The organism is Paenibacillus sp. N119s (assembly GCF_059447605.1).
In genome coordinates, this window is record NZ_JCAJRU010000143.1 from 1 (window position 1) to 13,650 (window position 13,650).

At 47.5% G+C, this 13,650-nt stretch carries 10 protein-coding genes and 1 pseudogene; all 11 read right to left on the bottom strand.

The genetic code is table 11. The annotated features are described in order from the left end of the window. Positions 1-1,314, bottom strand: a 1,314-nt coding sequence (gene murD, locus AC5V8P_RS16305; RefSeq protein WP_495473727.1) for a UDP-N-acetylmuramoyl-L-alanine--D-glutamate ligase, incomplete at its 3' end; no start/stop codon positions are given. 4 nt (positions 1,315-1,318) lie between these two features. After that, positions 1,319-2,287: a phospho-N-acetylmuramoyl-pentapeptide-transferase gene (gene mraY, locus AC5V8P_RS16310; RefSeq protein WP_063210139.1), complete on the bottom strand. Its 969-nt coding sequence runs from the start codon at positions 2,285-2,287 to the stop codon at positions 1,319-1,321. A gap of 22 nt (positions 2,288-2,309) precedes the next feature. Beyond that, positions 2,310-3,713, bottom strand: coding sequence for a UDP-N-acetylmuramoyl-tripeptide--D-alanyl-D-alanine ligase (locus AC5V8P_RS16315; RefSeq protein ID WP_064796056.1), 1,404 nt, complete (start codon positions 3,711-3,713; stop codon positions 2,310-2,312). Continuing rightward, entirely contained in the window at positions 3,713-5,200 is a 1,488-nt protein-coding gene (locus tag AC5V8P_RS16320; protein WP_063210137.1) for a UDP-N-acetylmuramoyl-L-alanyl-D-glutamate--2,6-diaminopimelate ligase, read from the bottom strand. The genes AC5V8P_RS16315 and AC5V8P_RS16320 overlap by 1 nt, the downstream gene beginning before the upstream one ends. Before the next feature lie 55 nt (positions 5,201-5,255). Then, positions 5,256-7,172, bottom strand: coding sequence for a stage V sporulation protein D (locus tag AC5V8P_RS16325; RefSeq protein ID WP_064796055.1), 1,917 nt, complete (start codon positions 7,170-7,172; stop codon positions 5,256-5,258). An 81-nt stretch (positions 7,173-7,253) separates the two neighbouring features. Continuing rightward, a complete protein-coding gene (locus AC5V8P_RS16330; protein WP_064796054.1) occupies positions 7,254-9,608 on the bottom strand; it encodes a penicillin-binding transpeptidase domain-containing protein in 2,355 nt (784 codons plus the stop codon). 60 nt (positions 9,609-9,668) lie between these two features. Then, on the bottom strand, positions 9,669-10,049 hold the full coding sequence (locus tag AC5V8P_RS16335; RefSeq protein ID WP_063210134.1) for a type VI secretion system membrane subunit TssM: 381 nt from the start codon (positions 10,047-10,049) through the stop codon (positions 9,669-9,671). Positions 10,050-10,073: 24 nt separating this feature from the next. Then, the gene (rsmH, locus tag AC5V8P_RS16340) at positions 10,074-11,024 is read right to left on the bottom strand and encodes a 16S rRNA (cytosine(1402)-N(4))-methyltransferase RsmH (protein ID WP_064796053.1); all 951 of its coding nucleotides are present in this window, start codon (positions 11,022-11,024) and stop codon (positions 10,074-10,076) included. 17 nt (positions 11,025-11,041) lie between these two features. Beyond that, positions 11,042-11,479, bottom strand: a complete 438-nt coding sequence (gene mraZ / locus AC5V8P_RS16345; RefSeq protein WP_064796052.1) for a division/cell wall cluster transcriptional repressor MraZ — start codon at positions 11,477-11,479, stop codon at positions 11,042-11,044. A 327-nt stretch (positions 11,480-11,806) separates the two neighbouring features. Next, complete coding sequence (locus AC5V8P_RS16350) at positions 11,807-13,072, bottom strand: adenosylhomocysteinase (protein ID WP_064796051.1); 1,266 nt, start codon at positions 13,070-13,072, stop codon at positions 11,807-11,809. Between the two features lie 43 nt (positions 13,073-13,115). Then, positions 13,116-13,650 (bottom strand): annotated as a pseudogene (locus tag AC5V8P_RS16355) (bacillithiol biosynthesis cysteine-adding enzyme BshC); the annotation flags it as partial.

A 13,650-nucleotide genomic window follows, 5' to 3' on the forward strand; every position in this document is an offset into this window, starting at 1 on the left:
AGCAAGTTCAGCTGCCTTGTATACAGCCTCCACGAGCGTAGCGGCGGCATCCTCCCCATTATCGACGACCTTGACATGCTCTATTCCAGCCTGACGGGCCCGTTCTGCCAGCTTATGCCGTGTCTCACCCAAGAGCACAACGGCTTTCACACCTTCCTGCAAGGACGGTACAAGCTCCGCATAATCAGAGCCACGATCCAATCCTCCGGCAATGAGTACAATGGGCTTCTTAAAGGAAGATAAGGCCATCATGGTCGCTTTGGAATTGGTTGCTTTGGAATTGTTGTAATAAGCCACTCCAGCGTGTTCTAAAACATATTCAAGCCGATGTTCTACGCCGCGAAAAGCACTTAGAGGTTCCGCTAGTTTTGCTGGTTCTGCGCCTGCGGCAATGGCGATTGCACAAGCAGCCAGAGCATTTTCTACGTTAAAACGACCCGGTAAACCAATATCGCTGACGCCTATAATGGGATGCAGTACCCCATTGCCATCACGATAAACGATATTTCTTTCAATATCATCCGTCACATCCGGTATGTATGGCGGGTCAGCGAACAACCCTTCCTGCAAACGTTCCGTCATGGAGAAAGGAAGTAGCTTTGCTTGAATATAGGGCACAAGCTCTCGACAGACGGGATCATCCCAGTTCACCACAACAGTATCTGCTGCTGTTTGATTGGCGAAAAGACGTGCCTTGGAGGCAACGTAGTCCTCCATGCCTCCGTGGTAGTCCAAATGGGTCTCAGCTACATTGAGCAAGCAGGCTACAGCGGGTTTGAAGTCCTTTGTTCCTTTTAACTGAAAGCTGCTCAGCTCCACAACCATCCACTCGTCCGACTTGGCGTCCACAGCCGCCTCACATAATGGCGTACCGATATTACCAGCCACAATCGGATTCATACCGGATGCCTCCAACAACTTGCCCACCCAAGTAGTCGTAGTCGTCTTTCCGTTGGAGCCCGTAATTCCGATGATCGGAGCTTTACATAGATGGTAAGCGACCTCAACTTCGGTCACAACCTCAATGCCGAGCTCGACAGCTTTCTGTACGGGAGGAGCTGTGTAAGGAATTCCTGGATTTTTGACAACCAGCTTCACTCCAGGATGAATCAGCCCTTCCGGGTGCCCCCCGCATAAAACGGAAATTCCCAAAGCCTCTAATTCAGAAGCTTCGGGACATTGTTCCCTATCTTTTTTATCATTAACTATGAGCTTGGCACCAGCCTGGTGCAGCACCTTGGCAACTTGTACGCCGCTTTTGGCCAGACCGATAATGACAACTTCCTGATCTCGGTATGCGTCTGGATGATTCATTTGTCTACAACCCCTTGTTGAGATAAAGTCCAAGTCCTGCCAACAGCAGTCCTACAGCCCAGAATGTAATAACTACGCGCCATTCGGACCAGCCGGACAGCTCGAAATGATGATGAATCGGGCTCATTTTGAAAATACGTTTGCCACGTGTTTTAAAGGAGGCTACCTGCAAGACTACGGACAACATTTCGATTACAAATACACCACCGATAATGATGAACAAAATTTCGCTTTTTGTAACGATGGCAATGGCACCTATGGCGCCACCGATTCCCAGCGAGCCGGTGTCACCCATAAATACTTTGGCAGGATGAGCGTTATATACGAGAAAACCAAGTACAGCGCCAATCATGGCCGCTGCGCAAACGGCAGCCGGAAGCGAGGTTGCTTGAATTGCCACAACAGCATAAGCAGCAAATGCAATCGCACTTGTACCGGACAGCAGCCCGTCCAGCCCATCTGTAAAATTGACTGCGTTGCTAATCGCCAGCATCATGATAATAATGAACGGATAATAAAACCAACCGCCCCAATCAAATGACCATGATGTGCCCGGGATGCCGATTGCTGTGCTGTGATCATTGCTAATCAGAAGCCAGCTCATAATCGCTCCAAACAATAACTGCCCGAACAGCTTTTGACGCGCCGTTAGACCAAGCGAGCGTTTAAATACGATTTTGATATAGTCGTCCAGAAAGCCGATTAGTCCAAAACCGAGTGTAGCAACCAGCAGAACGTAAAAGTCCGTATTTTTGATAGCTGAGAACTTAAGAAAGGTCAGCGTAAAAGCCAGCAGAATTACGATACCACCCATTGTAGGCGTACCTATTTTTTTAAGATGGCTTTGCGGCCCGTCATCCCGGACCTGCTGGCCGAATTTCATTCGCCGCAGCAGCGGAATGAGCAATGGAGCGGCAATGACCGCCAGTATAAACGATACGACGATCGTCAGCAGTAATAATTGAATATCCATGGGAGTCTCCCTCTCGTCAACATCAGTTCTGTAGCGGACCGTTTTTCAGCGCATCCACAATTTCTTCTAATCGCATCCCTCTGGATGCCTTAACCAGCACAATATCATCGGCATGGAGATAAGTCTGCAAATGCTGGGTCAGCTTTTGCTTATCTGTATAAGCATGTACGTTACCAGTTGGCATCGTCTCACGCGCACCCTGCGCAATTGAAGCGCCCAACTCACCGTAGGTAAACACTGTCTCTAGGTTATGCTCTGCAGCAAAACGCCCAATTTCCTCATGGAATTGCTTTTCTTCAGTTCCAAGTTCCAGCATATCACCAAGCACGGCAATTTTACGTCCAGCCGTTTTATATGCAGACAACGTCTGAATTGCTGCCTTCATGGAAGCCGGACTGGCATTGTAAGCGTCGTTCAGCACGGTGAGTCCATCCGCACACTTCACGACTTCAATGCGCATGCCCGTCAGCTTTAAAGACGACAATCCCTTACGTATATGGTCTACATCCACATTGAAATGACGTGCTACTGCCAGCGCCGCCAATGCATTTACAACATTGTGCTGTCCAAGTAGGGGAAGCCGGAAAGCCTCTTGGCCGGATTGGGCTGTTATGAATAAGCTGCCTTCTCCATCCGAAGTAATTTCAGTTGGATAATCATCATTGTCCGTAGCTAACCCGAACGTGAATAATTTTAATCCTTCAGGCTTGACCGTCTCAGGCTCTGCCAACACTTGTGGAAGTAGTGGTTCATCCCCATTATAGATAAGCAATCCACCGGGTTTGATCCCACTTGCGATTTCCAGCTTTGCACGAGCAATTTCAGTGCGAGAACCAAGCTGAAGTAAATGCGATTCGCCAATGTTGGTTATGACAGCTACATCTGGTTGAGCAATATTAGCCAGTAGACGGATCTCTCCGCGCCCACTCATACCCATCTCCAGAATCACTATATCTGTATCCTGCGGCATGGACAGTACCGTTAACGGCAACCCGATATGATTGTTATAATTTCCTTCGGTTTTGTGTACTTTAAAAGTCGTGCCCAGCAGAGCATTTACAATATCCTTCGTTGTCGTCTTGCCGTTACTTCCCGTGATTCCGACGACAGAAACGCCAGTTTCTCGCAAGTATGCGGCTGATAGATGCTGAAGGGCTTCTAACGTATCCTCAACCTCAATAGCATTCACGGTCGGAGGTGCTCCATGATCCTTTTGCCATAAATACGCGGTAGCCCCTCCATCGCTTATGATCTGCTGAACATAATGATGTCCATCAAATCGTTCACCTGCGAGTGGAACGAACAACCCCAGGCTCTGCGGCCTGCGTGAATCTGTAAAAACACCCTCAACCATCCGTTCGGCATCTGCCTCTGCGTGAAGTGTCCCTCCACACATGGATGCAATCTGACCGATTGTTCTTTTCATCACTTGGATAAACCCCTTATCGCTTCTTTGGCTACGATGCGATCGTCAAATTCATGCACCGTGTTTCCGATCAACTGGTAAGTCTCATGACCTTTTCCCGCAATCAATACTACATCGTCAGGGCTTGCCATTTCAACAGCTTTATGAATTGCAGTTCTGCGATCCACGATCAGTTCATAACGTTCGGCAGGTACGCCTTCATCAATCAACCCTTGTTCGATATCTTGCAAAATCGCCAGCGGATCTTCTGTTCGCGGATTGTCGGAAGTAATAAAGGAATGATCGCTGTATCGTGCAGCAATTTTCCCCATTAACGGACGTTTTGTACGATCCCGATCTCCACCGCATCCAAATACACACCATACTTTGCCAACCGCAAATTCCTTTACGGTGCGCAGAACATTTTCCAATCCATCCGGCGTATGGGCATAATCAACAATTACAGCAAAGGACTGACCCGCATCAACAGGCTCTACACGTCCATCCACGCCTGCGATTGATTCCAGACTCCGCTTGATATCCAAGAGCGAGATTCCTTCCAGCAAAGCAGCTGAAATGGCTGCCAGTGCGTTGTACACATTAAACTTGCCTACCATTCGAAGCTCAATGTCAGCATCTCCTTTAAAAGTGGATACATGGAAGGAGGTTCCTTTGGCACTTATAGTGATACGAGAAGCTTGCACATCCGAGTCCTTTTCCACGCCGTATGTAATCACTTGGGCCGCAGTTTGAGCCTGCAAATAGGAAGAGGCTGGATCGTCTGCATTCAGAACAGCATATTTACTATTGGATGTATCGCTAGAGAAGGTGTTCCCCAATCTGGAAAACAAAAGCCCTTTTGCAGCACGGTACTCCCCCATCGTGTTGTGATAGTCCAGATGATCCTGAGTCAGGTTTGTAAATATAGCGGTACGAAAATCTGTTCCTTTGACGCGACCCTGCTCCAACGCATGTGAAGATACTTCCATGACACAGCACTGAACCCCCTGCTCTGCCATATTCCCAAGATAACGTTGCAGTTCTACCGCTTCAGGCGTAGTACCGGACATAGGATAAGACTGACCGTTATAACGCATTTGAATCGTACCTATCAGCCCAGTGTTTACCCCAGCGTCATTCATAATTTTTTCGATCAGATATGTTATCGTTGTTTTCCCATTCGTTCCAGTTATGCCGATCATGCGCATGCGGCGGCTTGGTGAATCAAACATATAATCCGCCAAAACCGCCATCGCATGTCGCGCATCCTTAACAACAAGCTGCGGAACGGGTACATCCAGTTCTCTCTCTACGACCAAAGCAGATGCCCCGGACGCAACGGCCTGCCCAGCATAGTCATGTCCGTCTACTGTAAAACCGGGCAAGCACAGAAATAAGTCTCCTGGCTGCACGCGACGTGAATCCGCCCCGATTCCTCGGCAATCCACTGTACCGTCACCCACCACACGGGAGACGGCCAGCAGTGAAGCCAATTGTTGAAGCTGCATCTTTCATTCCTCCATTGCTCTCTCATTATTCATAGTATGGTATAAAAAGAACCTATCAATCCCCCATATATATACGGATCGTTGATCCCCGCTCTAATCTGGCGCCCGGCTTCGGCGCCTGACTCACAACCGTCTGGCCTGACCCGGATTTCACGAGCATAAAGTTCATATTCATATCTTCATATAAATCAGCTGCAGTGGCACCTACCAGATCGGGCACCGTTTCAATCGGATTTTCGCCATACTTGTACTCTTTGGCAATTTGATTGGTGCGAGGTGGTATTTTCAAGGCAATCAGCGCATCCTTTAAAATATTTTGTACGATTGGCGCAGCAACCACCCCGCCGAATTGAATCCCCTTCGGGTTATCGACAGCAGTATAGACGACGATTTGCGGATCATCCGCCGGAGCAAAACCAATAAAGGATACAATATGCTCCGAGGAAGAATACCGTCCATTAATTACCTTTTGTGCTGTACCCGTTTTACCGCCGACCCGGTAACCTTCAATAAAGGCAGGACGACCTGTACCTTTAGCGACGACACTTTCCAGCGTTTCTCTTACCTGTCGGGAAGTCTCCTCTGAAACCACTCTACGCACCAATTGCGGCTCCACTTTTTCTAGAATCTTTCCCGTTCCAGGCTGAATCCAGCCTTTGGTAATGTGAGGCTTGTAAAGATTACCGCCATTGATTGCTGCCGATACGGCCGTTACCTGCTGAATCGGAGTGACAGATACCCCTTGACCAAAAGCCGTAGTAGCCAGCTCTACAGGTCCCACCTGAGGTAGCTTGAACAAAATTCCATTGCCCTCACCAATCATGTCAATTCCTGTTTTGCTGCCGAAGCCGAAATTGCGAATGTATTTGAACAATGTTTCTTTGCCCAGGCGTTGTCCCAACGTTACAAAGCCGGGGTTGCAAGAGTTTTCCACTACCTGAAGAAAGGTCTGGCTGCCATGCCCGCCTTTTTTCCAACAACGCAGGCGTGCTCCACCGACTTCAATATATCCCGGATCAAAAAAACGGTCATTTTTGAGATTGACCTTTTTTTCTTCCAAGGCAGCGGCCAGTGTAATAATTTTAAAAGTAGACCCAGGTTCATATGTCATCCAAATTGGCAGATTTCGATTGTAAATTTCAGGCGCATATTGCTTGTATAGCGCTGGCTCATAGCTGGGTCGTCCAGCCATGCCTAATATTTCACCCGTCTTGGGGTCCATCGCAATAGACAGCGCGGACTTCGCCTGAAATTTGACCATGGCTTGGTCAAGCTCACGTTCCATGATGGACTGCACTGACTTATCAATGGTTAATTGCAGATTTAGTCCATCCTTCGGTTCAATGTACTTTTCAGATGAGCCAGGCATCAAGCGGCCACCTGCGTCTGATAAATACGCGATGCTCCCGTCGATTCCCCGAAGCTTGCTGTTTTGCTGCTTCTCTACGCCTGTCAGCCCTTGATTATCAATTCCTGTAAACCCAAGAATATGAGCCGCCAGATCACCATAAGGATAATAGCGTTTGTTGTCTTCAGCAACAACGATACCCGGCAGCTTCAAATCACGAATTTTTTGGGCTTTCTCCATCGTAATTTTTCGTCCGCCGGGCTGAAGTTTTTGGCTTGCTGTTCGTTTGGTAATCAGCTTGAGCACTTTATCCTCACTCATATCCAGCAAGGGTGCCAGCCTGTGTGCCGTTTCTTCCGGCTCCTTGATTTGTACTGGTATCGCCATGACCGTCGGCGAGCTGACATTATAGGTCAGCGCAGTCCCCTGCCGATCCAAAATTTCGCCACGCTTGGCGGCAAAAGGAATATTGCGGCGCCACGAATCTTCAGCCTTGGCTGAAAGCTCGCTTCCTTTACCCAATTGAACATAGGCGAGCCGGATCGACAAGGCCGCAAACAGTACAAACAACCCCAGTAGCCCCCATACCAGCCTGCGCCGCATGGTCACGTTAGATTTTTTCAAACGCGCCCCCTCCGTTCCTCAAATACTCATGACATGTCTTACCTCATGAATATTCAAAAGAACGAACATTAGAACAAGCTATCAGTTATCTTCGCCTTTAATTGCGGCAGCGCTTTTCTCATCTGCTATTGCAGATATTCCTCCTTTAGGAGCCACCGTGTTTGTTCCAGCATCCGCCGTAGCACCGGTTTTGGTTTTAGAATCGGTCGCTGTTCCCGTTGAGTTGCCTGACTGGTTAGTTGCAACTCCAGTGGTCGAGTCCTGTGCTTCCTCTAGCTTCACGCCGGTCACTGTTTCTTTGGCTGGCATAAGCGTCACACTGACGATCCGCTTGCCATTTACCATTTGTGTCTTTTGAGAAGCAACATACCCTTCACCGGTTACCTGAACGCCAACCTTCATCAGTGTTAAGACTTGAAGTGTGTCACGCAAAGACACACCCGTAAAGTCAGGAATTGTCATGTTGGCACTATCCTCAGTCAGCAAATAAATACGCTGCCCTGGTTTCATTTTGACGCCTGCTTCAGGATATTGACGGACAATTTTGGAGCCTTTACCTACCGTTTCGTAAGCAATTCCCTGTTTGAGCAATGTATTTTGCGCGTCCTTCTTCACCTGGCCTGTTAATTGTGGTACCGTTGGTAAATTCACCGTTTTTACTGCAGCCCCATCTGATTTATTCATTTTGGTTCCCGTTTTAGGAACTCCCATATATTGCAGCGATTGGGACACAATTTTTTTAAACACAGGCGCTGCTGCTGTACCGCCGCCTACCGATTTGTTAGGTTCATCCATGACGACCAAGACGGCTATTTTCGGATCATTGACAGGTGCAAAACCAATAAAGGACACGACATCCTTGGAATGGTCATATACTTTACCGACAACTTTCGTCGCCGTCCCTGTTTTACCAGCAACACGATATCCATCAATATAGGCAAGACGCCCCGTACCAATTTCCTGGTCAGACACGACCTGTTCCAGGTAGCTGCTTGTCTGAGTTGCAGATTCCTGAGTAATTACTTGGCGGACTTCCTTCGGTTGAATCGTCTGCACTTCGCCTGTATCCGGGTTTATAATTTCCTTCACCAGATGAGGCTGCATCAACTTCCCACCGTTAGCTATTGCTGAGATCGCTGCTACCTGCTGAATTGGCGTTACCTGAACACGTCCGTGTCCAAAGGAAGCCGTGGCGACTTCGGATTTGTATTGGGTATGGAAGGTAATAGCACCCGTAGACTCACTTGGGAGATCGATGCCTGTTTTCACACCAAAGCCAAAGTTATTGATATACCTCTTCAGCCTCTCGCCCCCCAACTTATCGAGCCCCAGATGAACGAAGCCGACGTTACTTGAACGTTTGACCCCTTGCAGGTAGGTTAATGTTCCCCAGTTACGGCTTACGTCACGAATATCCCAGCCTCCGACGCGAATCATACCAGATTGGTAGGTATCATTCGGATTAAATAACTTTTCCTGAACTGCTGCAGCCAAAGTTACTATCTTGAACGTGGAGCCCGGTTCATAGATCGACTGGGTAGCATTATTACGGAAATTTTCCAAAGGTGTACTCCCATATGTATTGGGATTAAAATTCGGATAAGTCGCCATACCGAGAACATCCATTGTTTTGGGATCAGCCGCTACAACCGTCATCGTTTTCGGATTATATGTTGCTATCGCCTGCTGCATGGCATCCTCTATATAATACTGAATCGTATCATCAATCGTCAGCTTTAAATTTTTCCCATTTTGAGCCGGCTCATAGATATTTTCCGATCCCTGAAGAGGAACTCCCTTTCGGTCCCGCTGATAAAGCAGCTTGCCAGCTGTACCGGAAAGCTCTTTATTATAATAGGCTTCCAACCCCATACCTGCTGTACCATCTTTTCGTAGATAGCCAAGGACATGAGAAGCCAGCTTATTTTCCGGATAATAGCGTTTGGATTCCTGAACAGTGTCCACAGCTCCAATTACCCCATACTTATCCTTCAAATACTGTTTGAACGTATCCACCTGTGCCTTCACCTCAGGGTCTACCTTCCAGCCCCCGTTACGAATCTCACGGTTTTTTAAGTATTCCCCCTCTTTATCCTTTGCAGATAAATGTCTTCTCAGCTCATCCTCGGGCGTTTTGAGTAGCTGATGCAGCTTGGATACAACCTCATTCTCCAAGTCATATTCCTGAATGATGCTAGGATTGACAACCACCGTATAAGCCGGTGCATCCGCAGCTAGTACATTCCCCTTACGATCCATGATGGTTCCCCGCTTGGGTTGAATCACCTGATCTTTTTCTACCTGTGTAACTACTAGATTATGCCAATGTTCCCCACTCACGACTTGAATCCAAAATACCTTAAGTAGCAGAACAAGAAAAAAGAGGGTAATACATCCCCCTATTAGCAGTGTGCGAAGCTTTATTCTTTTGACCATAGCTCAAACCTCTCTGCAAAAAAATGTACGTCAGAGCATAGCTTGATGCTATGCTCTGAACTATTTGGCAGCCTGCTTTTCCACACGAATGGGCTCTCTTGTTGGTTCGATATACCCCTGTTCCTTTGCCGTTGGCACAATCTGATTCTCCAAACGCTCCTTTTGAATCTTCAGTTGGGCGATATTGGTCTGTAATTTGGAAATGTCCTTGCTGGCTGTACTAATTGCATAATTAATTTGATAAATGTGAGCATACCTGCCAATCAACGTCCCAGCAATGACAATGCATGCTACAAGTGTCAATAGATACAGCAGCTTTTCTCGAATCGGCAGCTCTCTGCGGCGTGTAACGACTTTAGTGGTTTCACGATACCGTTGTTGCTGAACCTGTTCCTGACGGGCTCTTTCTTTCACAGCCAAATTACCGCGTGTATAAGCCATGTCGCCTCTCCTTCTCCATTAAATTTACAATTTTTCGGCAACTCTCAGCTTGGCTGACCGGGATCGTGGATTAAGCTCCAATTCCTGTTCTGATGCCACAATCGGCTTACGATTCACCAGCTTCAGATCGCCTACCATTTTGTCATTCAGAATCGGCAAATCAGACGGATAGATGCTTTTCGCCAAATACTCTTTGAAAATATGCTTGCATATCCGATCCTCCAAGGAATGGAACGTAATAACCGAAATTCTGCCCCCTGGAGCCAGACATCTTACTGCCTGATGCAAAGTATCTTCCAGTGCACCCAGCTCATCATTCACAGCAATCCGCAAAGCCTGAAAACTGCGTTTAGCCGGATGTCCCCCGGTTCTGCGTGCCGCAGCCGGAATTCCTTCTTTGATAATATCGACAAGTTCCCCCGTTGTGTGAATAGGCTTGTTCATTCTACGTTCAACCATGATCTTCGCGATCCGCCTGGAGAACTTCTCTTCTCCATATTGAAACAGGATACGGGCAATCTCCGCTTCCGGCCATTCATTAACAATTTCGTATGCTGTAAGCGAACTGCTCTGATCCATCCGCATATCAAGCGGCGCGTCATGATTGTAACTGAATCCCCGTTCCCCTTCATCGAACTGGGGCGAGGATACACCCAGGTCAAACAAAATACCCTGGACCTGCGGAACGCCGTCTTTTTCAGGCAATCCCAGTTCGGCCAGCTTGTCCTGCAAGTGGCGGAAGTTGGATTTCACTAATGAAACCTTTCCTTCATAGGCTGACAGCTTTTCGCGTGCATTGTTCAATGCCCAGTCGTCCTGATCAAAGGCAATGAGCCTTCCCTCAGGGCCAAGCTGTGATGCAATGACGGAACTGTGTCCTGCCCCTCCCAACGTGCAGTCCACATAAATCCCGTCCTGCCTGATGTTTAGTGCCTGTGTTGCTTCTTCCTTGAGTACGGTAATGTGGTGAAACAAACGGCTGACCTCCTAAATTACAATTCAAAGTTGAAATCAACCAATTTCTCAGCAATGTCGTTAAATGCTTCTTCTGATTGGTTGAAATATTGCTCCCAAGTGTGCTTGCTCCAAATCTCTACCCGGGTGGACATTCCCAATACGACGCACTCTTTTGTAAGCTTGGCGTATTCGCACAAATTCCCCGGTAAATTTACCCTGCCCTGTTTGTCCAATTCGCATTCAGTCGCCCCCGAGAAAAAAAACCGGGTAAACGCCCGCGCATCAGCTTTCATTAGAGGCAGTGCTTTAAGTTTTTTCTCCATAACAGCCCACTCATCCATGGGATACACGAAGAGGCATTGATCCAGCCCGCGGGTAACCACGAACGAGGCACCGAGAAGTTCACGAAACTTGGCTGGGACAGTAAGCCGCCCCTTATCATCAATGCTATGTTGGAACTCCCCCATAAACATTGGTTTCGTCACCCCTTACCCCATTCTCCCACTTTGGCCCACTTTCCACCACCTAAGCATAATAGATTCGCTTTAAAAAATCAAAGACCTCTTTTTCATGACGAAAAAGTGATAATTCTAGATTCATGGCATGCTGTCTGTTATTGTAGCCCTGCGTCATAAGATGCCAAAAAGCCCCTTATCCCACGAAAACGAACCCCGACAATATGCATCAGGTTTCGAAACAACATGGAATAAAGGGCTTATATTCGATCCATATGTCAACCTATACAAGCACTTGCATTAAAAATGCAACATTTCTGCAGCGGACATCATTACTGAAAATAATTACGCGTTCCAGCTATCCAGATAGACCTTTTGGTCTTCTGTTAATGTATCAATCTTGATCCCCAAGCTATCAAGCTTGAAACGAGCTACCTGCTCATCAATTTCATAAGGCACATTAATCACGGCTTTACCTAGCTCGTTGTAACGATCATTCACATATTTCAAGCCAAGTGCCTGAAGCGCAAATGTCGTATCCATAATCTCCGCAGGATGACCGTCAGCGGCAGCTAGATTTACGAGGCGCCCTTCTGCGAGCAAATACATCTTACGTCCATCCTTAAAGCGGTATTCCTCGATATTGCGACGCACTGTGCGAATGGATTCGGAGCGTTTAGCAAGCTCAGGCTTACTAACCTCCACATCAAAATGGCCTGCGTTACACAGCACAGCTCCATCCTTCATCACATCAAAGTGTTCGCCTGTAATCACAGCTTTATTTCCAGTTACTGTAATGAAGAAATCGCCCACTTTGGCAGCTTCCACCATTGGCATCACATGAAACCCATCCATATGGGCTTCTACGGCCTTGATTGGATCAACTTCGGTTACCACCACATTGGCTCCCAGCCCTTTTGCACGCATAGCAACCCCTTTGCCACACCAGCCATACCCTACTACCACTACTGTACTTCCTGCCACTACCAAATTAGTCGTACGAATAATGCCGTCGAAAGCTGACTGGCCTGTACCATAGCGGTTGTCGAACAAATATTTGCAGTAAGCATCATTTACAGCGACCATCGGAAAGTGAAGCTGCCCTTCTTTTTCCAAGGCCTTCAAGCGAATAATCCCTGTAGTGGTCTCCTCTGCTCCTCCACGGATCGTAGAAATCAGATCAGGACGTTCAGATTGCAACAAAGTAACCAAGTCGCCACCGTCATCGATAATGAGATCTGGCTTGGTTTCCAGCGCCTTGATTTGCAAAATCTTGAATTCCTCAGGATCTGGATTGTATTTAGCTAATACCGTTACACCATCTTCAACTAATGCGGCGCAAACATCATCTTGTGTTGACAATGGATTACTTCCTGTAATGGTGACCTGTGCTCCACCTGCTTGTACCACTTTAGCCAGATAAGCCGTTTTGGCCTCCAAATGCAAACAAATCGTTACCTTCAGACCGGCAAAAGGCTGCTCTTGCTCAAATTGTTGACGTATACGGTTCAATACTGGCATATGGGCTTCTACCCAATCAATTTTCAAATGACCTTCTGGGGCCAATTTAAGATCGTGAATAATGCTATTTTGCAGAGAATGGGAAGTCATACGTTATTTCCTCCTATATATTAGTTAAATGGGTTTGTGATCCTTATACATAAATCACACGATGCGTTCCCGACAGATCCAATGGCACGTCCATAATCATATCCATCAGGTCGAGACCGTAACGGTTCAGAAAATGATAGACTGTATACGCACGCTCCTGCGGTTGTCCAAATGGGAAAAGCGACCATTCGATATGATCCCAGTGGCGAAGTGCTGTTCCATTTTGCCGAAGCAGTGCTTCCTGCACCTTTGCCTCCAGATAGGCGATTTGCCCTAGAATTTTCTCACAGTTGGTTTCTCCGAGCTGTAGCAAACCCTTTTCTATCACCCCTGCCTGCTGTATCAGCGGTTTATACATACGGACAAAAGCATCCTTAGCCTCGGAAAACTGATCCTGCATTCCAAGCTGATCTTGAGTAGCAATCCATTGCTTTTTCCGTTCCTCAAGCCCGCCTCTAACTTGAGCAAAAGTTAGTTCGTACTTAAGCATATGCTTTTCCACACCTGGCTCCATCAATGTAAAAGACATTCGGGGCAGCAGGATTGGCATCTGCATCCCTAGCACCCCGAAAGCGTCC

Excerpts from the sequence above, each read along its gene's own strand:
- mraY (WP_063210139.1), bottom strand. The coding sequence starts at position 2,287 with ATGGATATTCAATTATTACTGCTGACGATCGTCGTATCGTTTATACTG.
- AC5V8P_RS16315 (WP_064796056.1), bottom strand. The coding sequence starts at position 3,713 with ATGAAAAGAACAATCGGTCAGATTGCATCCATGTGTGGAGGGACACTT.
- AC5V8P_RS16320 (WP_063210137.1), bottom strand. The coding sequence starts at position 5,200 with ATGCAGCTTCAACAATTGGCTTCACTGCTGGCCGTCTCCCGTGTGGTG.
- AC5V8P_RS16330 (WP_064796054.1), bottom strand. The coding sequence starts at position 9,608 with ATGGTCAAAAGAATAAAGCTTCGCACACTGCTAATAGGGGGATGTATT.
- AC5V8P_RS16335 (WP_063210134.1), bottom strand. The coding sequence starts at position 10,049 with ATGGCTTATACACGCGGTAATTTGGCTGTGAAAGAAAGAGCCCGTCAG.
- mraZ (WP_064796052.1), bottom strand. The coding sequence starts at position 11,479 with ATGTTTATGGGGGAGTTCCAACATAGCATTGATGATAAGGGGCGGCTT.
- AC5V8P_RS16350 (WP_064796051.1), bottom strand. The coding sequence starts at position 13,072 with ATGACTTCCCATTCTCTGCAAAATAGCATTATTCACGATCTTAAATTG.